This is a genomic window from Flavobacterium laiguense (assembly GCF_003097655.1).
GTDB classification, from domain to species: Bacteria; Bacteroidota; Bacteroidia; order Flavobacteriales; family Flavobacteriaceae; genus Flavobacterium; species Flavobacterium laiguense.
The window spans coordinates 98,574-121,658 of record NZ_QCZH01000001.1 but is presented as its reverse complement, the minus strand read 5'-3'; the positions used below and the strand labels follow the sequence as shown (position 1 = coordinate 121,658).

Sequence of the window (23,085 nt, the reverse complement as noted above, 5' to 3'; positions counted from 1 at the left end):
TTTCTTTAAAAAGGAAAAGATTGTAGCGAATAGCCCGACGGCTTTTTCTGCCGGCACGCCCAAAAAATTTGATACCATAAGAAAATGAAACATATTAGAAATTTTTGCATTATTGCACATATTGATCACGGAAAAAGTACATTGGCAGACCGATTATTGGGGGCAACTCAAACGGTAACTGCCCGTGAAGAAAAGGCACAATTGCTGGACAATATGGACTTGGAGCGCGAACGTGGTATCACGATTAAAAGTCACGCCATACAAATGGAGTACACGTATAAAGGACAAGAATACATCTTGAACTTGATTGATACACCGGGGCACGTGGATTTCTCTTATGAAGTTTCTCGTTCTATTGCAGCTTGCGAAGGAGCACTTTTGATTGTGGATGCTGCGCAAAGTATTCAAGCACAAACAATTTCGAATTTGTATTTGGCTCTTGAAAATGACTTGGAAATTATTCCGGTTTTGAATAAAGTAGATTTACCAAGTGCCAATCCAGAGGAAGTAAGTGACGATATTATTGATTTATTGGGTTGTAAATTGGAAGATATTATTCACGCTTCGGGTAAAACTGGTTTTGGTGTAGAAAATATATTGGCTGCGATTATCGAAAAGATTCCGCCTCCATCTGGAAATGTTGATGAGCCATTGCAAGCTTTGATTTTCGATTCGCATTACAATCCGTTTCGAGGGATTGAAGTTATTTTCCGTGTCAAAAATGGTCAGATTAAGAAAGGGCAAAAGATTAAATTCATGGCTACTGGCAATGAATATTTTGCAGATGAAATTGGGACTTTAAAATTAAACCAAGTTCCGAAACAAGTGATTTCGGCAGGAGATGTTGGTTATTTGATTTCGGGTATAAAAGAAGCCAAAGAAGTAAAAGTTGGAGATACATTGACGGATGCAAAAACGCCAACAACCAATATCATTACTGGTTTTGAAGATGTAAAACCTATGGTTTTTGCGGGGATTTATCCTGTAGATACTGAAGATTATGAAGAGTTGAGAAACTCTATGGAAAAATTACAATTGAATGATGCTTCATTGGTGTTTTTGCCTGAAAGTTCTGCTGCTTTAGGATTTGGTTTCCGTTGTGGATTCTTAGGAATGTTGCACATGGAAATTATCCAAGAACGTTTGGAGAGAGAGTTTAACATGACTGTTATTACGACTGTTCCTAACGTTTCGTATAATGCCTTTACCAAAAAAGACCCAACAACTGTGCTTATTGTAAACAATCCTTCGGACTTGCCAGAGCCTTCCCGTTTGGACCACGTTGAAGAGCCTTTTATAAAAGCTACAATCATTACAAAAGCCGATTATGTTGGGAATGTAATGAGTTTGTGCATCGAAAAACGTGGGTTGATCACCAATCAAACGTATTTGACGACAGAACGTGTGGAATTGACTTTTGATATGCCATTGGCTGAAATTGTATTTGACTTTTACGATAGACTAAAAACGGTTTCTAAAGGATATGCCTCTTTTGATTACACACCAATTGGAATGAGAACTTCAAATTTGGTTAAAGTTGATATTTTATTGAATGCTACAATCGTAGATGCTTTGTCTTCATTGATGCACGTGGATAATGCCTATTCTATTGGTAAAAAAATGTGTGAGAAATTGAAAGAATTAATTCCACGTCAACAATTTGACATTCCTGTTCAGGCAGCTATTGGTGTGAAAGTGATTTCGCGTGAAACCATAAAAGCCTTACGTAAAGATGTAACTGCCAAATGTTATGGTGGGGATATTTCTAGAAAACGTAAATTACTGGAAAAACAGAAAAAAGGTAAAAAACGTATGAGATTGGTTGGAAATGTTGAAATTCCACAAGAAGCGTTTATGGCGGTTTTGAAATTGAATGATTAGTTTTTTTAGAATAAAGAAAAAAGAGAATAGAATATAGAGAAAACCTGACAGCGAAAGTTGTCAGGTTTTTTTGTTTAGATCCACCAATCCAAATACCTTCTAAAATATTATCTTTGAAATAAAGATTTTCTATTATGCTTGATGAATCCCCAAAACGATTTGACCGAATCGTTGCAATTCTCATTCAATTGCAATCCAAAAAAATAGTAAAAGCCCAAGAATTGGCAGATCGTTTTGAAGTTAGTTTACGAACTATTTATCGTGACATTCGCACATTAGAAGCTTCGGGAGTTCCTATTTATAGTGAAGCTGGAGTTGGTTATGCTTTAATGGAGGGCTACAGATTACCGCCAGTAATGTTTACCCGAGAAGAAGCCAGTAGTTTTATTGCTGCTGAAAAATTAATGCAGAAATTTACCGATACCACTCTTGGAAACCATTATGCTTCGGCTATGTATAAATTAAAAGCGGTGCTTCGAAGCGATGATAAAGATTGGGTTTCAAGTATTGAATCGAGTGTTTTGATGCAATCATCAGGGAAACTTTTTAATGATAAATCGCCCAATACTTTGGCAACACTTTTTGAAAGTATTGCCGAAAAAACACAAGTTGTTCTTTCGTATGAAGCTATTCAATCAGATGGAATTACAGTGCGACATATTGAACCTGTTGGTGTTTTTCATGATAACAACAATTGGTATATGTTAGGCTATTGCCATTTGCGTAAAGATTACAGACAATTTCGGGCTGACCGGGTTCACGGAATCAAAAAAACGGATATTCTTTTTACATTAGAACATGATTCGCTAGAAACTTTTTTGAATAAAAATGAAAGTATCCCAACTACTAAAGTGCGCATTCTTGTTGAGAAAAAAATAGCAAAATATCTATCGTACGAAAGAAAATATCATGGCTTTGTTTCTGAAAAAGAAGTTGGCGACCAAATCGAAATGACCTTTATGTCTCGTGATGTCGAAGAAGGTTTTTCGCGTTGGTATCTGATGTTTGGAGATTATGCCCAAATAATAGAACCCGAAAGGTTAAAAACAAGAATCCTAGAATTACTGGAAATAAATAAACAACTACTTTTATAAAAAAAAACTCCTAAAATGAAATTCATCTTAGGAGTTTTAATAATTTTATCTTTCCCAGAAAAAAGGCGGTTCAATGCCTAAAGCACGTAAATAGACATATCCCTGTCCTCGATGATGAACTTCATTATCAATAAAATAAAAAATATTGTGAATGATTGGAAATTCATATTGCCCAAAAAGATTAAAGGTTTCACCAAAATCTTCGACAGCTAATTTCTGCCAGTTATCATTGATTTTTTTAGTTGATTCATCCCATTTTTGAAGGTATTGTGCTTTTGTGGTTAATTCTTCTGTGTCTTTTTCAGTAAAGGGTTGACTGTCTCGATTGACAATTCCTTTTAGGGCAGGCGAAGCAATTGACAAAAGTTCATTTGTCAATTTTGAAAAAGGGCGCATCCCCGCGATGGAAAATCCAAAAAAATCTTTTTCCGGAAAGGCTTCAATCACACGACGTGTCAATGCACGATGTCCTTGCCAATGTTTTAATAAATCTTCTGGGGTAATAACTTGTGCTGCTAATGTCTTCATAATTTTAAAGGTTTGATTTTTTACTTCTCCAAAATTAAACACGGTCGGTGGCAACAGTTTGTCAGCAGTAAATTTATTTTTATATTTTTTTAAATTATTTACTCTTCAACCAATCAAATAATCGTTGCGCATCTGCACCTTTAAACAATTGGGTTCCTTCGTTCATTGTGGCCGCAGAACCGCAGGCAACTCCCCACCGAATGACTTTTTTCAGGCTTTTATTTTGCGAAAGCGCCCAAACCATCCCACCCACCATGCTGTCACCGGCACCAACGGTACTTTTCTTGGCTACATTGGGAGCAGGGACAAATTCATAACTGTCTTTGGTGACTAAAACCGCTCCTTGTGGCCCGAGAGAAACCACTACAATTTCGGCTCCACCTTTGGCAATGATTTGCTTGGCGGCTTCATTGACTTCTTCCATTTCTAATCGTTCTACCCCAATTAATTTGGCTAGTTCGCCTACGTTTGGCTTGATGAGATAGACACCAATTTCCACTACTTTTTTTAAGGCTTCTCCTGAGGTATCCACTATTAGTTTTGAATTTGATTTTTTGGCGATTTCTGCAACTTTTTGATAAAAAGCAGTAGGCAAACCCTCGTTCAAACTGCCACTGGCTACCATAAATTTTGGTTTGAAAGTCGCTAAGGAATTGAGAATTGCTTGTTCTTCTTCGTCGGTGATTTCACCTCCTGTAAAGCCAAAACGATACTGAGAATTGGTATTGTCATCTACCGCAACAAAACTTTCTCTAGTCCAAGTTTGGATATGAATGGCTTGAAAAGGGATGGATTCTTTGGCAACCAATTCTTCCAGCATTTTTCCGGTTGGCCCTCCAGAAGTAAATACCGCCAAAGAAGTACCACCCAAACGCGAAATGGCTTTAGAAACATTAATTCCGCCACCTCCAGCATCAAAGCGTGGTTCTTCGCAACGAATTTTTTGTTCGGCAACCAAACCCTTAAAATGGGCACTTTTGTCTAAAGCAGGATTAACTGTGAGAGTAATGATATCGTATGTGGTCATTTTTTGAATGTTTTAGAAAATTAAAGGTGCAATAAAATTAGTTAAATTCGTAAAAAAGGGATAATAAAAATCTCTCCCATTTTAAATTTATAAAGCAAATCAACTTCGTACCTTTGCAGCTTTGGCAAAAGTCAAAATGATGTAATAAAACAATAAAATGATTGAAGATAAAACCCCACAACGCACCAGTATAGCTCAATTAGGAGAATTTGGATTGATAGACCATTTAACAAAAAACTTCGGAATCAATCAACCTTCTACACTAAAAGGGATTGGAGATGACGCAGCCGTATTGGATTTCAAGGAAAAGAAAGTAGTCGTTTCGACCGATTTATTGATTGAAGGGGTACATTTTGATTTGGCTTACATGCCTTTGAAGCATTTGGGTTACAAAGCTGTCGTGGTTAATATTTCTGATATTTGTGCTATGAATGCCAAAGCGACTCAAATCACGGTTTCTATAGCGGTATCCAATCGTTTCCCACTAGAAGCTTTAGAAGAATTATTTGCTGGAATAACCCATGCTGCCGAAGAATATAAAGTTGATGTCATAGGCGGGGACACCACTTCTTCTCAAAAAGGATTAATCATCAGTATCACAGTTCTTGGTGAAGCTGATGAAGACGAAATTGTTTATAGAAACGGCGCAAAAGAAACCGATTTATTGGTAGTCACAGGAGATATTGGAGCGGCTTATATGGGATTGCAAGTGCTGGAAAGAGAAAAGCAAGTTTTTCAGGTAAACCCAAATTCACAACCTGATCTGGATGCGTACACGTATTTGATTGAGCGCCAATTGAAACCGGAAGCCCGAAAAGACGTTCGTACTTTGCTGCATGCCTTAGAAATAAAACCTACCTCAATGATTGATATTTCGGATGGTTTATCTTCGGAAATTATGCATTTATGCAAACAATCAGGTGTAGGGTGTAATTTATATGAAGATAAATTGCCAATAGATCCTCAATTTATCAATGTTTGCGAAGAATTTAATATTGATAGTACAACAGTAGCCATCAACGGAGGAGAGGATTATGAATTGCTCTTTACCATTGCTATGGAAGACTTTGAAAAGATAAAAGGCAATCCAAATTTCAGCATTATTGGTCACATGACCCAAGAAAGTGAAGGAATTCATCTAATTACCAGAGCCAATACTAAAATTGCCTTAAAAGCAAGAGGTTGGGATGCCATACGCGAATAGATACTTTATAAAACTCTCTTCTTCTTGGTTAGAGGAGTAAGGAGAAAAAAAATGACACTTAATAAGTGTCATTTTTTGTTTTTAACTGATTTAGAAAATAATACCTTTATTTTTGGCCACACGGACTAATTCAATATCGCTTCCGTCGTCAATTTTAAATAATTCTTTTAGTTGAATTTTTCTTCGTTCTATAGCACTCAAAGAGATTGGAATGTATTGGGTAATTTCACTAGTTTTGGTTCCTTTAGAAATATGAAATAAAATTAGTTTGTCAAATTGGTCAATACCGTCAATATCATTTTCATTTTGACTGGACATTTTGATTATAGAATGACTGTAGTAGGTTTCACCTTTCAATACTTTGTCAAAACCAAAAATTAATTCATCAAAAGTCAAATCATTTTTTATGACCAGACCTGCTGGATTAATGGTATCTATTATTTCTTTTATCTTGAGTAATTCAGTGTACATGGTGAGCAGAATAATTTTGCAATTGGGCATTATTTTCATAATTAATTTTGCCAAATCTTCACCAGAATGAATTCCTTTTTCTTCGTAAACAGGCATGCTAATGTCAAGAAAAGCAACGTCAAAAGGAGTTGTTTCAGGATTTGTTATGATTTCATATCCTGACTGACAGTCCTTGCCTTGAGAAAAAAAGTATTCGTATAGGTTGGGATTGTATCTCGTAATTGCATTTTTATAGCCGTCGATGATAAAGGGATGATCGTCTACTATTAAAATATTTTTCTTAATTAATGGTTCCACGTTTGAGTCAACTATCATTTTGTTGTCGTTTTATGTGTTTGTTCTATCGGGACAATTATAGTAACGGAGGTACCTTCCTCTTTTTTTGATTTTAGTTCTAGGGTACCTTTACATTCATTTGTGCGTGACTTTATATTGAGTAATCCAATCCCTTTTTTGGCCCGGTTTACATTAAACCCTATTCCATTGTCAATAATTTTTAGAACCAAATCCATATCCTGTTTTTCGATTTCAACATTTATAGTTGTCGCATTAGCATATTTGTTGCAATTCTGTAAGGATTCCTGAAGAATTCGATATAAATTAATTTTAATGGCATTGTCAATCTGATCCCATTTTATGGCAGTGTCAATACTGTGAACAAATGTAGATTTATAGGTTTTCTTTTGTTCTTCAAATAAATTAGTGACTATCGCGACGAAGTTGTTGATTAATTCTGACTTCTCTCTATTCAGGTTATGTGAAATTTCACGTATATCTTGTTCGATATTTTTTAGTTCGGTTAAGTAATTGAGTCTTTTTTCTATTCCGGAGTCATCTTTAATTTTATTTAAACTATCCAAATTAATTCGAACACCAAACATCCTTCCCAAAACACCATCGTGTAATTCTTGTGCCACTCTTTTTTTCTCTTTTATACTATTGATTTCTATAGTGTTTTGCTGTGAAATTAGTAAGTTATAAATGTCGGTATTGGCTTGTTGTTGTTGTTGAATGAACAACAATTCTCGTTGCTTGGTTTTTTGTGCTTTAATGATGTACAATAAAGCGGCTAGAATGGCTAATCCGCCAAAAATAAACAATAATTTCTTATTTTTATCTTCTAAATGGATGTTTTCAACTTTAATTTGATCCGTTTCATATTCTATTCTAGAAAATTTTTCACCCATTTTTCGTTCAGCTTTTTGTAAACGATCATTGATAAGGATGTATTCTTTAGAATATTTAGAAGCATTTTTGGGATCTACGACCCCCATCTGTTTAAGGGTTTCCAGGATACTTCCTAGACGGTTGGTGCTTCTAGACAAAGCAAGTGCTTGTTTGGCATATCGAACGGCTTTTAAAGTGTCCTTTTTGTATGCAAAATACTCGGATAAATGGGTTTTGTTGATAATGACTCCTGCGGTGAGGTTCAAACTATCTCTGATTTTAAGAGCCCTGTAAAACTGTTCCGGAAGTCCATTAGATTCGTTAAGTTTGAATTTGGCATAAGCCAAATTATCCAATAACATGGCGTATAATTTGGGTTTATCTACAAATAAGTTTTGTTCTTCTAATCCTTTTTGGAAGTAGCTTTTGGCTTGGTTGTAATTTTTCAGGTTCAAATACACATACCCCATATTATTTAAGGAAGATGCTTTGTATTGAAAATCTGGCGGTATTGATTTGTCGTCGATACTTAATAAAGCTTTGTTGTGGTATTCTAAAGCTTTGTCGTATTCTTCTCTTTGATTGTATAAAATACCCAGAAGGTTGTATGATTCATAACGTAAATCATTGGCCTTTTCTTCTTTTAGAGCCCGTAAAGCTCTAAAAATTGCTATTTCGCTATTAAAATAATCGTTTTCACTGTATTGTAAATTTGCTTTACTAATTCGTGTTTTGGCAAGATTGTAGTTGTCATTAAGATTAAGGTATTGTTTTTCAGCTTTAAAATAATAATAAAAAGCACTATCCGAAATGTTTTTTGCACCATAGTAATCTCCTAAATAGGTATAAGCTTTAGCTATATTGACTGTATCATGGCTATTTTTTGATCGTTCTAAAATGAGTTTGGAAGTATAAAAATAACCTTTCCAATCGTTCATGTTGTAATAGCGATTAGCTATTTTGAATAAATTCACTCTATTTATGGAATCGTCTTTTTGGTTAATGATGATTTCAAATGCTTTCCGATTGTATTTCTGCTTAAATTCAAGTGGTAAACGAAGATCATTGGCTAGCGATAGGTAAGATGATAGACTATCTTCTGAGGGCGTGACTTTTCGTTCTGGATTATTTTTATTGGTACAGCCAATTAGAAGAATCAGAAAAAATAATAATATGAAGGAATATTTTTTCAATAGTAGGTTTTGAGTTGTATCAAAAATACTAAATCTTTTGATATAAAAAAAGGACTGTCAATTAAATGACAGCCCCTTTGTGTTAATTTTGAAAATAGCATTAATCGTGTTTTCGATTGCCTCCTGTATCTTGCCCGCCATTTCCGTCAATGTCGGCTATTTGAATTGTTGAGACTGTGATTGTTGCATCACCTGTAAAATCGTGTTTTCGATTGCCTCCAGTGTCTTGTCCTCCATTCCCATCAATAGGGGAGTTAGTAGTATTGTCAGCAATTGTTGAAGCAGTTGTTTCTGGTGTAGTAAAAGAAGTTAATACCATTACTAATGTAAATAATCCGATTGTTAAGGTAGCTTTTTTCATGATTTCTAGTTTTTATGTTTTTTAAAGTTTTACGATTTTAGTTCCATTTTGCAGGAATTTCTTTTGTAAAACTACATAAGAAACTTAAATTTTTCTTACATTGAAAAGCGTTTGTGGTAGTTGACCTTGGTTTGTTAGTGAATGAGCATCAAATCAGGGTAAATGACTGGTTTTTAGATCTCTATGTAGTTTTCGTTGGAAAAGTCACTTATAATGAAATCTATATTTTTTTTATAGGACTTAGAAAACGGAAGTTTTACTGTGGTGTTCTTAATATAGCAAACGGAATTTCCGGTGTGAATCCTGGATATATAATTGCGATTGATAATGTAGCTGTTGTGAATTCTAATAAATGGGATTGTTAGAACGGCTTCAAAATGTTTCAAAGTTTTGAAAGCGGTGATTACTTCACCGTTATTTAGATGAATATCGGTTGAATTATTATCGGCTTGTAAATAACAAATGTCTTTTGAATCAATATACCGATGATCTCCATACGATTTGACACATAAAACAGGGTTTTTTTTCTTGGTTGGGGTTTCAATAGTTGTAGCTGATGGTGTGTTTTCTTCTAAATGATTGGATTGAAATAAAATAATCTCATCATCGGAATGTGAATCATCGGCTTTTAAATTTGAGGATTCGTTTTCTTCTAAATTGTTGGATTGAAATAAAATAATATTTTCATCAGATTGTGAATCATCGGCTTTTAAGTTTGAGGATTCATTTTCTTCTAAATTGTTGGATTGAAATAAAATAATCTCATCATCGCAATGTGATTTTTCCAGTTTTAAAATTAACTTTTTAAAATCGATAGATTTTAATGGCTTTATCAAATAATCGGTTACTTCGTATTCGATGGCCTCAAAGGCTAAATCTTTTTTTGTGGTGGTTATAATAATTTTAGGAATTACTTTTAAGTATCTATACAGTGCATTAATTAGATTCAAGGAGAGATCGCTTTTTTTGTTGGCTGGGTCTATTTCTAGAAAAATTAATTTGGGGTTATGTTCTATAATTAAATTTAAGGCATCAGTATAATTATAGGCTACCGCTATAAAGTAGAGCTCTGAAAAACCATCAGCAATAGCTTTAGTTTTCAAAACACTTTCTGGTTCATCGTCAATTATAATGTACGAATAACTCATTAGTAGTTTACCTATTTGTGAACTGTAGTTCTTCTGGTAGATTTTTGCTTTAGTTAATTATGGTATTTCATTGAGACTAATGAGAAAAAATTAACTAATTGTAATTCAAAATTGGAAATGATGCTATTTCTTACGAAAAAAAATATTTAAAATTTGGTTGTCAGGAACCGCTTTTTCATTTTTATTGGAAGAAAATTTCTTCATAGCGGTTTCAACAAAATAAAATTACGCAAATCAATTTTTTTTAAGCTTATTTGTCAATAGATTACGATTAAGTACTTATAAATGCGATAAATTACATGTTTTTAGCAGTAAAAAAACAATCGAAATAGTATTAATATTTTTCAAGCAAAAGATAAATAAGAAAAACGCTAGGAATAAATTTTTCGTCCATTCAATGATCAAAAAAAAGGTGCTTCTCAATTGGGAAGCACCTTTTGTATTAACATAGAATCAGTGATTACATTTTCATTAACCAGTTTTTCATGGAAACTTCGTTTTCGATAATTGATTTCAAATCGGCAATGGCTACACGATCTTGTTTCATGGTATCTCTGTGGCGAATGGTTACCGTTTGATCTTCTATCGTTTGATGATCAACAGTGATGCAAAATGGAGTTCCTAGAGCATCTTGTCTTCTGTAACGACGTCCTACGGCATCTTTTTCATCATAGGCTACGTTGAAATCCCATCTTAAATCCTCGATAATTTTATGTGCGATTTCTGGCAATCCATCTTTTTTAACCAAAGGAAATATAGCTGCTTTGGTTGGAGCTAAAACAGCAGGTAATTTCAATACTGTTCTGGTAGAACCATCTTCTAGCGTTTCTTCTTTTAGGGAAGTGGCGAAAACTGCCAAGAACATTCTATCTAATCCTACTGAAGTTTCTACCACATAAGGAACATAATTTTGATTCAATTCGGCATCAAAATATTGTAATTTTCTACCCGAGTGCTGTTCGTGAGCTTTTAAGTCAAAGTCTGTTCTGGAGTGAATTCCTTCTAATTCCTTGAAACCAAAAGGGAAATTAAACTCAATATCGGCAGCTGCATTGGCATAATGGGCTAGTTTTTCGTGATCGTGAAAACGGTAATTTTCTTTTCCTAAACCTAGCGATAAATGCCAGTTCAAACGAGTGGTTTTCCAATGTTCGTACCATTGCATTTCTTCGCCTGGACGCACAAAAAATTGCATTTCCATTTGTTCAAACTCACGCATACGGAAGATGAATTGTCTTGCAACGATTTCGTTTCTAAAGGCTTTACCCGTTTGTGCAATACCAAAAGGAACTTTCATTCTTCCTGATTTTTGTACATTTAAGAAATTTACAAAAATACCTTGAGCGGTTTCTGGACGTAAATACAAATCCATAGCCGAATCAGCAGATGCGCCTAGTTTGGTTCCAAACATCAAGTTGAATTGACGTACTTCAGTCCAATTTCTAGAACCTGATTCTGGACAGGCGATTTCTAGCTCTTCGATTAACGCTTTTACATCATCAAGGTCTTCATTACCAAGAGAACGAGCCATTCTTTCCAGAATTTCTCTTTCCTTGGCTTTGTATTCCATCACTCTTGCGTTGGTGGTTACAAATTCCTGTTCGTTGAAAGTTTCTCCAAAACGAGCTCTGGCTTTTTCGATTTCCTTGATTGCTTTTTGATTCAGCTTTTCAGCATAATCTTCAATCAGGACATCGGCTCTGTATCTTCTTTTCGAATCTTTGTTGTCTATTAATGGATCATTGAATGCATCTACGTGACCGGACGCTTTCCAAGTGGTTGGGTGCATCAATATAGACGCGTCTAGTCCTACGATGTTATCGTTCATTTGAACCATCGATTTCCACCAATATTCGCGTATGTTCTTTTTTAATTCTACTCCGTTTTGTGCATAATCATAGACTGCACTTAAACCATCGTATATTTCGCTTGACGGAAAAATAAATCCGTACTCTTTTGCGTGCGAAACTACATTCTTAAATAAATCTTCTTGTTTTGCCATAATACTGCAAAAATATAAAAAGAGAAATTAAAAAAAGAAAAAAAATGAAATTTGAAGGCTTGGGTTTCTTATTTTTCGAGTTATTTACTTAAAAAACAACTAAAGTTAAATGTTAGCGGGGTCGAATTCCCCTCTTGAGAGGGGTTTGGATGTGTGTTTTTGTTTTAAACGCAAATATTTCATTTTAAAAATGTTAGCCTAAAATAGCTACATTAGTTAAAAACTACAGCAAAGTTTGATTACATTAGACTATGTATTAACCCGTTGGGTGTAACTGATTTTTCACCACATAGAAACATAGAAATTATAGTATTTAAAAGAATTTGATAGATGTTTTACTTTTCACATAGTCAAGCTATGCGAAAAATAGTGCTATTTTCTATTATTTCTTTAATTAGAAGTTTTATTTCTATGTTTCTATGTGGTAAAAAGAAATGTTTTTTGAATTACACCCAACGGGTTCTGTATTAGTATTTAAGTAATTCGACTTAATTTTTATAGATAAATCTATTTTTTATGTTTAATTCCCTGATAAATTTGTTTTTCCCAAAGGTTTGTGCTGGCTGTAAATCATTTATAGGCACGAATGAATATGTGATTTGTACGGTTTGCCGACACGAATTACCCTTAACGAACCATCATCTGAATCCTGAAAATGAAGCTTTCAAGAAATTTTATGGTCAAATTCCAGTCGAATATGCTTCGGCTTTGTTATATTTTCATAAAAAGGGAATCGTTCAGGAATTGATTCATAATTTGAAATACAAAGGACATGAAGAGATAGGAACTGTTTTGGGCGAATGGTATGCAGCCGATTTAAAGAACAGTGCAATAGCAAAAAATGTAGATGTGATTATTCCGGTTCCTTTACATAAAAAAAGGTTGAAAGAGAGAGGCTATAATCAGGTTACGAATTTTGGTTTGGCATTATCCGAGAGTTTCAAAATCCCTTTAAATGATCAACTTTTATTTCGGAAAGTGTATTCTAAAACCCAATCAAAGAAAAATCTTTTGGGAAGATCCGAAGGAATTGAGACTGTTTTTGATGTTGCTTTCACCGAAGAAGATGAGAATAAACACTATCTCCTGATTGATGATGTGCTAACTACCGGTGCCACTCTCGAAGCCTGTTCGAGAGCGTTGCTTAAAATTCCGGGTGCTAAGATTAGTATTGTTTGTATGGCGATGGCGCATTCCTGATTCCTATTTTCGAACATACGTTTTAAAATACCCACATTCGTTGATGATTTCTTTATAGTATTTCGTTTTTGAATAATTTGCCTTTAGAATCTTGAAACCTTGCCAAGCAATAAAATTGGTCTCGTCGTCCTGAATGTCCCAAGTTGATAAATTAAGCGAATAGTATTTTTTGTTGTAATAGTCGTTGCGCTCACATTTGGCAATCATGTATTGGGTTTTGGCTTTTTGTTCGATGTTTTTGGTAGCCAAAAAAGCTTTTTCGTAATAGGCTTTTGCCAAAGAACAATTGGTAATCATATTTCGAATAGGATCTCTGAAAAAATCAGGGGTAGAACCAGATCCAGCAATATTCCCTTCATAGAACAGTCGGCCGTTGCCAAAATGTGTAATGTTGTAAAAAGCATGACCGAGTAATAGATTGTTGTTATAAACATCGACTTGTTTAGCCACGTTGTCTTGCATTTTCTTGATAATCGTCAGAAAATCAATCATCGTATATTTCTTTTTTTGCGGTGCCTGATGGTCGCAATCGTGACAATCTTTGATGTTACCCAGAAATGGATTCCCATAAAAAACAGTGTTTTGAAGTTTGTCCGATTGTTTCATAAACGCAATGGCCTCTGGAATTTTGTTTTCGAACGTGGCTTTAACCCCTTGAAAATAATTAATGTCGGCTAGTTTTATTTCATAAATAGATGCACCAATTTTTTCTATTTCGGTTTTGTTTTCTTTAGATAGAAAAGCCTTCATGGCTAGCAGCTGTTTTTCATTGTCATAAAAACTGGGCTCATGATTGAAAACTTCGGTCATCACGGTGTTTTTTTGAGAACGGTAAAGCGCGGCCAAATAGTTTTTGCTCCATTGTGAGGCGTTTTCGTAGCGGAAATTTTCAACAGCTTTTTTAGGCAATTCAAAATACAACCAAGATAAATCGGCTAGTATGGTTTTTTCGTTTTCTGGACTGAGTTGATCAATTTTACTAAGATTATTCACGAATCGAAGCAAACGAACTTGATCAATAGCCAAAGGTGTTTTGGGCATTTTATTTTCGGCTTTGTCAAAATGGTTGTCGGCTTGCTTGAAATTTCCGTTTAGGGTTTCTAGGTATCCAGCAGCGACATTCCACAAATACGGTTTTGATGTTTTGTCTGATTGTGCAATTTTGGTAACCAGATCGATAGCTGATTTATGGATGCTGTCTTTGGTTCTTTTTTTGTTTTCAAGAACGGTTTTGTCTTTGAAAGACTGATCGATTTTATTTTCCTGATTGTTGACTAATCGGGTCAATAAAAAATCTAAATGTTGATTTTTGGGTTGTATTTTATAGATTTCGGCAATGGCTTTTTCTTCGTCATTATAATAACCCTGAATGGCCCAAAGTGCGGCTTTGTCATCATCAGTTTTGGCCATGCCTAACGATTGTTTCCAGTCTTTTTGATCTTGGGGATGAAAACAATAAGCCGAAACGATTCTCATAGTAGGGCATTTATCAAACACCTGACTGTAGATAAAATTGGATTTAGCATAATTCTTTTGTTTGTATTCTACACCTGCCACATAAGCGAGTGCTCTATAATACAACGTATTTTTGGGTATTGTTTTTTCGCTTTGGTAAAAAAAGCTTACCCCGTTTACTTGTCGATCACTGTAGAAACTTGCTTTTATAACCAAAAACCAATACCTGTTTTTTAAGAAAGAATCTTTCGAGTCGTTGTATTTTTTTTCGATGGATTTAATCCAATTTAAATTGGTTAATTTTTCGGGTTGTACGGTTTCGTCATAATTCCAAGAATCATATTGTTGGGTTGAGTAGATTTCAACAGTTTGGGCATCATTCAAAAACAACAGAAACTCTTTTATTTGGCTGTCATTTAATTTGAATTTTTTATTCCACTTTTCCGAAAATTTATTTGTCTTTCCATTTTTGTAATAGAGGATTAGATCAGCAACATCAGCGCTGCTGGAATCGGTCAGGAAAAAAGTCAAATCTTTCTCGTTGATTTTCCCTTCAAGGTAAGCCGACCAATCTTTTACATTCTCGGAGTTGAATCTTGTCCGATGTTCAGTATCAAAACCAATTCCGTAAAAAATATCATTAGATAAAAAAAGTGGAGAATAGGATTTATCTACAAAAGTTTCCGGAGTAAAATTAGAGTCAAATGACCAACCCCAATCTCCATCTGCACAAGCATAAATGGTTCCATAAACTAAAAGGGTAAGGCCGCTAAAAGCAATCAATAATTTTTTCAAAAAGGGCTGTATCATAATTTTTAATATTGAATTCGTCTAAATCGTAAAAGATAATTTCTTTAGGATTTTGTACTGTGTTTTCTTCAAGATCGGTTGCCATTTCTAGCAAATCCGTTGAAGTAATTGTTTCTATTTTTAACAGATCGTTTTCTTTGTAATAGATACCATCTTTGAAATTAGAATTTGTAACCGTAAACCAATTGTTTTTTGTAAGAACAAAACTACTGTTATTTTTTAATTTATTTAGGTCTATTTTGTTCCGAAGACCAATTATTTTTCCGTCTCTTATATGTATGCCCCAAGAATAAATGGGTAATGCGATGTCTATAGGTAATGGATAGTTTTTTAGACTTGACAAATAACGGCTGGCAATGTTACGATCATAGATTGAATTTAAAGAATCTGGAGCTATTTTGCCCATATTATAATACATCAGCACACCTCGATCTACATTGGGAATTTTCGTTTTTTCAAAATATTTTATTTGGTGTAGGCGAATAGTAGCCGAGAGTTTTTTATCAGATACTTTTTTAAAGGCTTCAATAAATCTCAAATAATTGTCCTTGCTCGTAAGGGTCCAATCACAATCAATTTGGATTTCCTGAACACTAATATTGTTTTTTGCATTGATTTGCTGAATGAAATTATTTATTTTTTTTGCCAAATCCAGCACGTTTAATTTCGGATTGAGCATAACCTTGTTTTTGATGTAGACCACAGGAATGACTTCAAAATTGGAGGTTGTTTCTTCAAAACGAATGGGACTTTTGGGATACGCTTTTTGTGTTTCTGGGCTTAGGTCAATATCAAAATACCGAATATAAAGTCTCTTAACCTGGTTTGTGCTCAAGGTGTTTTTTTCTTTTGGCGAAAGCCTAAATATGGTTTTCCAGTAATAAAAGGAAATAGAAGGTTTCTCTTTTTGTTGACAAGATAAAAAGAGGCAGATAATAAAACCAAAAAGCAATAATTTTTTCAAAGAGAGATTGTTTTTATAGGTTACTCTTTTCTTTTTTTGGCACGACTGTATGTCCAATAGGCCAGTATTACCAGTAAAACAAATGGGAGGTATGAACCAATTAGCACGCCTATTTGATAAGCTTCGCTAGGTGCGTCTTTAATTTTTTCTTCAATGTTTACATTTTGAAGCACTAGAAAATAGGGTCTCATTTTTATTTGATTAAAGCGTTTTTGGTAAAATCAGAAAGTACCAGTTTTCCTGAAATGGCAGCTCTTTCCTTTAATAGTTTATCCCAATGGGCTGTTCCTTCCCAAATTACTTTTTTCATTTCGGCAAGAGCGTCTGGATTGTAATTGGCTAATCTTTTGGAGAAAGTAGTTACTTCTAGATCCAATTCTTCTTGAGTTTCCAGTACTTTGGCATACAGTCCTTTTTGGTTGGCCCAAGCAGCTGTTTTCCATTCGTGAGCGGCCAAAGTCATTTCGGACATTGCTATTTTTCCAATTTTTCTACTTACGGCGGGCTCAATAACGAATGGTCCAATACCAATTGCCAATTCAGATAATTTGACCGAGCTTTCGGTAGTGGCCAATGCATAATCACAAGCTGCAATAATACCAACGCCTCCACCCACGGCTTTTCCATGAATGCGTCCTACTATTAATTTTTTGCAACTACGCATGGCATTGATCAGATTCGCAAATCCAGAAAAAAAGCGAGTGCCTTCTTCAAGAGTTGTTACGGCAAGTAATTCATCAAACGATGCGCCTGCGCAAAAAGCACCAGTGCCTTCACTTTTTAAAACAACAATTGAAATTTCAGGGTTGTCGCTCAAAAAGGTTAGTTCATTTGTTAATCGATCCAATAATACTCTTGGAAAAGAATTACTGGCAGGATGCCCAAATTGAACCGTTGCAATTTTATTCTCTATGGTTGTTAAGAGTGTTCCGTTTTTATCTAGTGATAGCATAATGCAAAATTTTGACGTAAAGTTAAAAAAAGGAATGGAAGTAATTTGTTTTTTTTGGATTTGAAGAATAGTCATTTTGAAATTTGCATATTGCAATAATTAAATGTTATATTTGCGACATCATCTTGGGGGATTAGCTCATTTGGCTAGAGTGCTTGCCTGGCAGGCAAGAGGTGACCGGTTCGAATCCGGTATTCTCCACAAAATAAGAAAGTAAAACCCTAATGTTCTTCGTGAACTTTAGGGTTTTTTATTTCCGTCCATTTCCTCCAACTCCAATTTACTAAAAAACTTTTCCTATTTTTGTTAGATACTTAAACTAACTCCTAATGAGAAAAATTGCATTGCTAATGGCTGTATCTACTTCTATAGCTTCTTTTGGACAGAGCCCAAAAGAAAAAAGTATTAACTATCCTCAGACTCCAAAAGGGGAAACTGTTGATGTTTATTTTGACACCAAAGTAGGTGATCCTTATCGTTGGCTCGAAGATGATAAATCTCCAGAAACAGCCGCTTGGGTAAAAGAAGAGAATAAAGTTACCTATGATTATTTGGACAAAATTCCCTTTCGTAATGCTTTAAAAGCGAGACTAGAAAAACTATGGAATTATGAAAAAATAGGAGCGCCATTCAAAGAAGGGAATTTCATTTATTATTATAAAAATAACGGATTGCAAAATCAGTCTGTTTTGTATCGAAAAGATGCTAAAGGAAAGGAAGAAGTTTTCTTGGATCCTAATACCTTTTCAAAATTAGGGACAACCTCTTTAGGTGGAGTCGATTTCTCTGAAGACGGTTCAAAAGTGGCTTATGCTATTTCCGAAGGAGGAAGCGATTGGCGAAAAGTAATCTTGATGGATGTCAATAATGCTAAGATTTTAGAGGATACTTTAGTCGATGTAAAATTTAGTGGAGTATCGTGGAAAGGAAATGAAGGATTCTATTATTCCAGTTATGACAAACCAAAAGGGAGTGAGCTTTCTGCCAAAACAGACCAACATAAACTGTATTACCATAAATTAGGAACTGCACAAAAAGAGGATAAAGTTATCTTTGGCGCAGACCTAAAAAGGCGTTACGTAAACGGTGGAGTTACCGAAGACAATCATTATTTAGTTATTTCTGCTGCCAATTCTACTTACGGAAACGAATTGTACATACAAGATTTAACCAAGCCCAACAGTCCTATTGTAATGATAGTAGACAACTTCAACAGTGACAATCACATTATTGATAACGAGGGTGAAAAACTGTTTATAGTAACCGATTTAAACGCACCCAACAAACGCATTGTGAGTGTAGATGTGAATAACCCAAAACCAGAAAACTGGAAAGATGTTATTGCCGAAACCGAGCATGTTTTGTCCCCATCTACAGGAGGCGGGTACATCTTTGCCAACTACATGAAAGATGCCGTATCTATTGTAAAGCAATATGATTATTCTGGGAAGTTAATGCGCGAAATACAATTACCGGGATTGGGAACAGCAGGAGGATTTGGTGCCAAGAAAAAAGAAAAGACACTTTATTATTCGTTTACCAATTATATCACACCGGGAACGATATATTCTTTTGAAGCAAAATCAGGAAAATCAGCAGTGTATCAAAAGCCGAAAGTAGATTTCAAAAGCGAAGATTTTGTTTCTACCCAAGTGTTTTATACTTCTAAAGACGGAACCAAAATCCCGATGATCATTACTCATAAAAAGGGATTGAAACTTAACGGAAAGAACCCAACTATTCTTTATGGATATGGAGGATTCAATGTTAGTTTGACTCCAAGTTTTGGAATCTCGAATGCCGTTTGGATGGAAAACGGCGGAATCTATGCTGTTGCTAACCTTCGTGGAGGCGGAGAATACGGTAAAAAATGGCACGATGCAGGAACCAAAATGCAAAAACAAAATGTATTCAATGACTTCATCGCAGCAGCCGAATACTTAATCGCCCAAAAATATACCTCTTCTGATTTTCTGGCCGTTCGCGGTGGATCAAACGGAGGATTATTGGTAGGTGCGACCATGACTCAACGTCCAGATTTAATGAAAGTGGCTTTGCCAGCAGTGGGCGTAATGGACATGTTACGTTACCACACCTTTACCTCGGGAGCAGGTTGGGCTTTTGATTACGGAACCTCGTCAGACAGCAAAGAAATGTTTGAATATCTAAAATCGTATTCACCGGTTCAAAACGTAAAAACTGGAGTTCAATATCCAGCCACTATGGTAACTACAGGAGATCATGACGATAGAGTGGTACCAGCGCACAGCTTTAAATATGCTGCCGAGTTGCAGGAAAAGCAAACAGGAGCTAACCCCGTTTTAATCAGAATCGATATCAATGCCGGTCATGGAGCCGGAAAATCGGTTGCGGCAACAATACAGGAAAATGTCGATATTCAGGCTTTTACGCTCTATAATATGGGTTTTACAGAATTGCCCCAATAAAAACAGTTTAACCGCAAAGGCGCTAAGACGCAAAGAAAAAGTTTAATTTTTGCGACTTTACGAGGTGAAATTTTTTATCAAAAAGCAATATAGAATAACGTTCAAGTAGTCTGATATTACGTAATACCTATGCCCAATATTGTCATCTCGACGAAGGAGAGATCTCCGTTGCTAGATCGACAAAGATTGATGCTTTTGACCACGGAGTTTGCTTCGCCAATTCGCTGTCGCTCGTGTCTTGCGGGGATGCTTCCTTCGTCAGCATGACAAGTTTGCGGATCGTAGGGATGTTAAAAAAAGTCATTGGTAGAAAAACAGAGCCTAATACTTTTTAGGAAACCAGATTTTGTGCCTTTTGTAGTTAATTTTTTAATTACAAAAGGCACAATTTTTTTATAAAAAAGTTACCGATATTTGAAACATAAATGTAAAAAAGCAGCAAATGAAAACAGTCAAATGGGGAATCATAGGATGTGGTAGTGTCACCGAAGTCAAAAGTGGGCCAGCACTCCAGAAAACTCCCAACTCTCAGTTGGTTGCCGTCATGCGCCGCGATCCTGCAAAGGCCGAGGATTATGCCCGTCGTCATAATGTACCCAAATGGTATACAAATGCACAAGAACTCATTAATGATCCAGAGGTAAATGCTGTTTATATTGCCACTCCACCTTCCGCACACAAGGAATATACGGTAATGTGTGCCAAAGCCGGAAAACCAGTTTATGTCGAGAAACCCATGGCCATGACTTTTGAAGAGTGTAACGAAATGATAAGCGCTTGTCAAGAAAATCAGGTTCCGCTCTTTGTGGCATATTACCGAAGACGACTTCCCAGATTCCTAAAAATCGAGGAGCTACTACACAAGGATAAGGTCATTGGTACGCCACGCCATGTCAACTGTGTGTTGTATCATTCGTTGGAAACCCGTTATCAAGATCCGCAGCAACTCCCATGGACCGTGCAACCCGAAATCTCAGGTGGTGGAATCTTTGTCGATTTGGCTTGCCATACGCTCGATCTCTTAGATTATCTGTTTGGTCCCATTGTTTCGGCACGCGGACATGCCACATCGCAACAAAATGCGTATCCGGCCGAAGATGCCGTTTCTATGTCTCTTCTTTTCGAAAACGGAATGCACGGTAGTGGCATGTGGAATTTTGGCAGCCACACCCGCCTCGATACTGTAGAGATTGTGGGCGACCAAGGCAAGATTACGTTTGCAACCTTTGGCGACGGCCCCATTTTGGTGTATGACGCCCACGGCTTGACAAAAACCATAACTGTCGAAAATCCGGAACACATTCAGCAACCCCTTATCGAGACTGTCATAAAGGAACTTTTGGGAGAGGCAGATTGTCCTTCTACAGGTGCCACTGCGGCTCGAACCACTTGGGTCATGGATCAAGTCTTAAACGAATACCGTCAAAACCATAAACCGAATAAGTAGGAGCTATTTCCTGCTGTCCGCTATATCTTTTGTGCCGAACACCGGCACAAAAGGATGTCGCTTCCATCAGGGCTAGGGCATTCCGTTTCATACAGTACTTTATTTTTTAAAATCATGTATTCGCCTTGTTCGAATCAATAATTGAATGTTTTGGTTTTGAAAAACCGATACAGGATTATGAAAAACAAAATTATAATTTAAGGGACTTCTTCGCACCTTTCCAATTGTGTCCGCACTGGGACACAATTGAGTTGGGAACAGTGTAAGCTAGTCATTCGTCTTGATAGTCAAGATAAAATCGCGTTTTGTGTATTCTTATTTTAGTGCGTTTGCTTCGTTCCTCGCAATGACTTTGCGTGTGTTAGTCTTTGCGAGGAACGAAGCAATCTCACGTGCTAAATCCATAATCCAAGGCAGGTTTTTCTTTAACAACCATCCATTTTTTGGTTTAAAAAGGGATGAATGGTAATCCTTATTCAATCTAAAATGGAAGGTTTAATTTTTGAGAAGAATTCTCAAAGGAAATGGATGTAGTCTAAAAGAATGTTGCTGATGAAATTTGTTATTCACATTAAAGACAGCTACATAAATTAGTCCTGTATAGTCCCTACGGGACAATTGGCACGGTGAATTTGTTTTTCTACCAACATTTAGCTCCCTACGGAGCAATATCCCGTAGGGATTAAATGTAGGTAGCTGAAAATTTACGCACATGCTGTTGTCCCGTAGGGACTTTACATTTTGCTCAATTAATAGCTCACTGTTAAAGTTAAGTATAAATAATAAAAAATGTAACACCATTTATTTAGACTACAGCCAAGGAAATAAAGTCCTTATCTCGCATATATCAGAATAATTGGTGCTTAAGACCAATAACAGAGGTAGTTCGAGCCAATAGTAGAGGTAGCTCGCACCAACACTATTGGTGTTTTAAACCAATAGTAGAGGTACTTCCCACCAATAATAGAGGTAGTTCGCACCAACACTATTGGTGCTTAAAACCAATAGAAGAGGTACTTCGCGCCAATAATAGAGGTAGTTCGCACCAATACTATTGGTGCTTAAAACCAATAGAAGAGGTACTTCGCACCAACAATAGAGGTATTAAGCACCTGCAGTATTGGTACTTAACACCATGTTTTTTGATAAAAAAGTAAGATTATAGGATAAAACACTAAAAAAGCGGAACAAAATTACTCTTCTGTCCTTAGTAGTTGCATAGCGAGGCATTTTGACCGCTGATTCTCATTAATTAAAATAGATGGCAATTTAGATAAGAGATCAGCTATTTAAGAATACTAATGAAAAATCAAAATGAAAAACTTCGATTTTTCAAAAACGCCAGTCAAAAGATTGGCGTTTTTTTTGTCTGAAAACAAATTGAAAACTATTTACCTACGAGGACTATTGTAAGCAGGTCAATTGTCCTCATAAAACTATTTTTATAAGCTATGAATATAAAGGAAAAATTCGGATCTAAAGTCAAAGAACTAAGAGAACAAAAAGGTTTCTCAATTGAGTTTTTGGCGAATATTGCCAACATCGACAGAACCTATATTTCAGATATCGAGAAAGGGAAAAGAAATGTATCACTACTCATCATCGAAAAACTGGCAAAAGCACTCGAAGTAAACATTCAAGAATTATTTGATAATAGAGAATAAGCTAACCTATACAGATCTTTTTACAGGAGCAGGCTGGCTCTCAGAGGTTTTTATATCAGAGAGATTTGAA

At 35.6% G+C, this 23,085-nt stretch carries 18 protein-coding genes and 1 tRNA gene; 8 read left to right on the top strand and 11 right to left on the bottom strand.

The window, feature by feature from the left end; translation table 11 throughout:
* Positions 1-84: 84 nt before the first annotated feature.
* Together lepA and DB891_RS00560 are read left to right on the top strand one after the other, a co-directional pair.
* Positions 85-1,881 carry a translation elongation factor 4 gene (lepA, locus tag DB891_RS00565; RefSeq protein WP_116759531.1) on the top strand — a complete coding sequence of 599 codons (1,797 nt, stop codon included), beginning with the start codon at positions 85-87 and terminating at the stop codon, positions 1,879-1,881.
* Between the two features lie 134 nt (positions 1,882-2,015).
* On the top strand, positions 2,016-2,975 hold the full coding sequence (locus DB891_RS00560) for a helix-turn-helix transcriptional regulator (RefSeq protein WP_116759529.1): 960 nt from the start codon (positions 2,016-2,018) through the stop codon (positions 2,973-2,975).
* 45 nt (positions 2,976-3,020) lie between these two features.
* Here the strand turns inward: DB891_RS00560 and DB891_RS00555 are convergent, their stop codons facing one another.
* Positions 3,021-3,503, bottom strand: a complete 483-nt coding sequence (locus tag DB891_RS00555) for a DinB family protein (RefSeq protein WP_116760307.1) — start codon at positions 3,501-3,503, stop codon at positions 3,021-3,023.
* A 94-nt stretch (positions 3,504-3,597) separates the two neighbouring features.
* Entirely contained in the window at positions 3,598-4,530 is a 933-nt protein-coding gene (locus DB891_RS00550) for a 1-phosphofructokinase family hexose kinase (RefSeq protein ID WP_116759527.1), read from the bottom strand.
* Positions 4,531-4,687: 157 nt separating this feature from the next.
* Here DB891_RS00550 and thiL point away from each other — a divergent pair, with 157 nt between their 5' ends.
* Entirely contained in the window at positions 4,688-5,734 is a 1,047-nt protein-coding gene (gene thiL, locus DB891_RS00545; protein ID WP_116759525.1) for a thiamine-phosphate kinase, read from the top strand.
* A 90-nt stretch (positions 5,735-5,824) separates the two neighbouring features.
* On the opposite strand, the gene DB891_RS00540 is transcribed toward thiL, so the two are convergent.
* The 5 genes from DB891_RS00540 to DB891_RS00515 form a co-directional block, all read right to left on the bottom strand.
* Positions 5,825-6,520, bottom strand: a complete 696-nt coding sequence (locus tag DB891_RS00540; RefSeq protein WP_116759523.1) for a response regulator — start codon at positions 6,518-6,520, stop codon at positions 5,825-5,827.
* On the bottom strand, positions 6,517-8,565 hold the full coding sequence (locus tag DB891_RS00535; RefSeq protein ID WP_223256016.1) for an ATP-binding protein: 2,049 nt from the start codon (positions 8,563-8,565) through the stop codon (positions 6,517-6,519). Before DB891_RS00535 ends, DB891_RS00540 begins: the two co-directional genes overlap by 4 nt.
* A gap of 100 nt (positions 8,566-8,665) precedes the next feature.
* The gene (locus tag DB891_RS17535; RefSeq protein ID WP_189337075.1) at positions 8,666-8,926 is read right to left on the bottom strand and encodes a 3-oxoacyl-ACP reductase; all 261 of its coding nucleotides are present in this window, start codon (positions 8,924-8,926) and stop codon (positions 8,666-8,668) included.
* A gap of 173 nt (positions 8,927-9,099) precedes the next feature.
* A complete protein-coding gene (locus DB891_RS17680) occupies positions 9,100-10,074 on the bottom strand; it encodes a LytR/AlgR family response regulator transcription factor (protein WP_223256015.1) in 975 nt (324 codons plus the stop codon).
* Between the two features lie 460 nt (positions 10,075-10,534).
* On the bottom strand, positions 10,535-12,076 hold the full coding sequence (locus tag DB891_RS00515; RefSeq protein WP_116759521.1) for a glycine--tRNA ligase: 1,542 nt from the start codon (positions 12,074-12,076) through the stop codon (positions 10,535-10,537).
* A gap of 516 nt (positions 12,077-12,592) precedes the next feature.
* Between DB891_RS00515 and DB891_RS00510 the strand changes: the two genes are divergently transcribed.
* Positions 12,593-13,276 carry a ComF family protein gene (locus DB891_RS00510; RefSeq protein WP_116759519.1) on the top strand — a complete coding sequence of 228 codons (684 nt, stop codon included), beginning with the start codon at positions 12,593-12,595 and terminating at the stop codon, positions 13,274-13,276.
* A gap of 3 nt (positions 13,277-13,279) precedes the next feature.
* On the opposite strand, the gene DB891_RS00505 is transcribed toward DB891_RS00510, so the two are convergent.
* Genes DB891_RS00505 through DB891_RS00495 form a run of 4 tightly spaced genes read right to left on the bottom strand, consistent with a single transcriptional unit; the run spans position 13,280 to position 17,457 of the window.
* A complete protein-coding gene (locus DB891_RS00505; RefSeq protein WP_116759517.1) occupies positions 13,280-15,541 on the bottom strand; it encodes a hypothetical protein in 2,262 nt (753 codons plus the stop codon).
* Positions 15,501-16,505, bottom strand: coding sequence for a hypothetical protein (locus DB891_RS00500; protein ID WP_116760303.1), 1,005 nt, complete (start codon positions 16,503-16,505; stop codon positions 15,501-15,503). The genes DB891_RS00505 and DB891_RS00500 overlap by 41 nt, the downstream gene beginning before the upstream one ends.
* 20 nt (positions 16,506-16,525) lie before the next feature.
* The gene (locus DB891_RS17530; RefSeq protein ID WP_189337074.1) at positions 16,526-16,696 is read right to left on the bottom strand and encodes a hypothetical protein; all 171 of its coding nucleotides are present in this window, start codon (positions 16,694-16,696) and stop codon (positions 16,526-16,528) included.
* 2 nt (positions 16,697-16,698) lie between these two features.
* The gene (locus tag DB891_RS00495) at positions 16,699-17,457 is read right to left on the bottom strand and encodes an enoyl-CoA hydratase/isomerase family protein (RefSeq protein WP_116760301.1); all 759 of its coding nucleotides are present in this window, start codon (positions 17,455-17,457) and stop codon (positions 16,699-16,701) included.
* 127 nt (positions 17,458-17,584) lie between these two features.
* Here DB891_RS00495 and DB891_RS00490 point away from each other — a divergent pair.
* The 4 genes from DB891_RS00490 to DB891_RS00475 all read left to right on the top strand — a co-directional run bounded on the left by DB891_RS00490 (position 17,585) and on the right by DB891_RS00475 (position 23,015).
* Positions 17,585-17,658: transfer RNA gene (locus DB891_RS00490), tRNA-Ala, on the top strand.
* A 128-nt stretch (positions 17,659-17,786) separates the two neighbouring features.
* On the top strand, positions 17,787-19,904 hold the full coding sequence (locus DB891_RS00485; protein WP_116759515.1) for a prolyl oligopeptidase family serine peptidase: 2,118 nt from the start codon (positions 17,787-17,789) through the stop codon (positions 19,902-19,904).
* Between the two features lie 442 nt (positions 19,905-20,346).
* A complete protein-coding gene (locus DB891_RS00480; RefSeq protein ID WP_116759513.1) occupies positions 20,347-21,351 on the top strand; it encodes a Gfo/Idh/MocA family protein in 1,005 nt (334 codons plus the stop codon).
* A gap of 1,451 nt (positions 21,352-22,802) precedes the next feature.
* The gene (locus tag DB891_RS00475) at positions 22,803-23,015 is read left to right on the top strand and encodes a helix-turn-helix domain-containing protein (RefSeq protein ID WP_116759511.1); all 213 of its coding nucleotides are present in this window, start codon (positions 22,803-22,805) and stop codon (positions 23,013-23,015) included.
* Positions 23,016-23,085: the final 70 nt, after the last annotated feature.

Excerpts from the sequence above, each read along its gene's own strand:
- lepA (WP_116759531.1), top strand. The coding sequence starts at position 85 with ATGAAACATATTAGAAATTTTTGCATTATTGCACATATTGATCACGGA.
- DB891_RS00560 (WP_116759529.1), top strand. The coding sequence starts at position 2,016 with ATGCTTGATGAATCCCCAAAACGATTTGACCGAATCGTTGCAATTCTC.
- DB891_RS00555 (WP_116760307.1), bottom strand. The coding sequence starts at position 3,503 with ATGAAGACATTAGCAGCACAAGTTATTACCCCAGAAGATTTATTAAAA.
- DB891_RS00550 (WP_116759527.1), bottom strand. The coding sequence starts at position 4,530 with ATGACCACATACGATATCATTACTCTCACAGTTAATCCTGCTTTAGAC.
- thiL (WP_116759525.1), top strand. The coding sequence starts at position 4,688 with ATGATTGAAGATAAAACCCCACAACGCACCAGTATAGCTCAATTAGGA.
- DB891_RS00540 (WP_116759523.1), bottom strand. The coding sequence starts at position 6,520 with ATGATAGTTGACTCAAACGTGGAACCATTAATTAAGAAAAATATTTTA.
- DB891_RS17535 (WP_189337075.1), bottom strand. The coding sequence starts at position 8,926 with ATGAAAAAAGCTACCTTAACAATCGGATTATTTACATTAGTAATGGTA.
- DB891_RS17680 (WP_223256015.1), bottom strand. The coding sequence starts at position 10,074 with ATGAGTTATTCGTACATTATAATTGACGATGAACCAGAAAGTGTTTTG.
- DB891_RS00515 (WP_116759521.1), bottom strand. The coding sequence starts at position 12,076 with ATGGCAAAACAAGAAGATTTATTTAAGAATGTAGTTTCGCACGCAAAA.
- DB891_RS00510 (WP_116759519.1), top strand. The coding sequence starts at position 12,593 with ATGTTTAATTCCCTGATAAATTTGTTTTTCCCAAAGGTTTGTGCTGGC.
- DB891_RS00505 (WP_116759517.1), bottom strand. The coding sequence starts at position 15,541 with ATGATACAGCCCTTTTTGAAAAAATTATTGATTGCTTTTAGCGGCCTT.
- DB891_RS17530 (WP_189337074.1), bottom strand. The coding sequence starts at position 16,696 with ATGAGACCCTATTTTCTAGTGCTTCAAAATGTAAACATTGAAGAAAAA.
- DB891_RS00495 (WP_116760301.1), bottom strand. The coding sequence starts at position 17,457 with ATGCTATCACTAGATAAAAACGGAACACTCTTAACAACCATAGAGAAT.
- DB891_RS00485 (WP_116759515.1), top strand. The coding sequence starts at position 17,787 with ATGAGAAAAATTGCATTGCTAATGGCTGTATCTACTTCTATAGCTTCT.
- DB891_RS00480 (WP_116759513.1), top strand. The coding sequence starts at position 20,347 with ATGAAAACAGTCAAATGGGGAATCATAGGATGTGGTAGTGTCACCGAA.
- DB891_RS00475 (WP_116759511.1), top strand. The coding sequence starts at position 22,803 with ATGAATATAAAGGAAAAATTCGGATCTAAAGTCAAAGAACTAAGAGAA.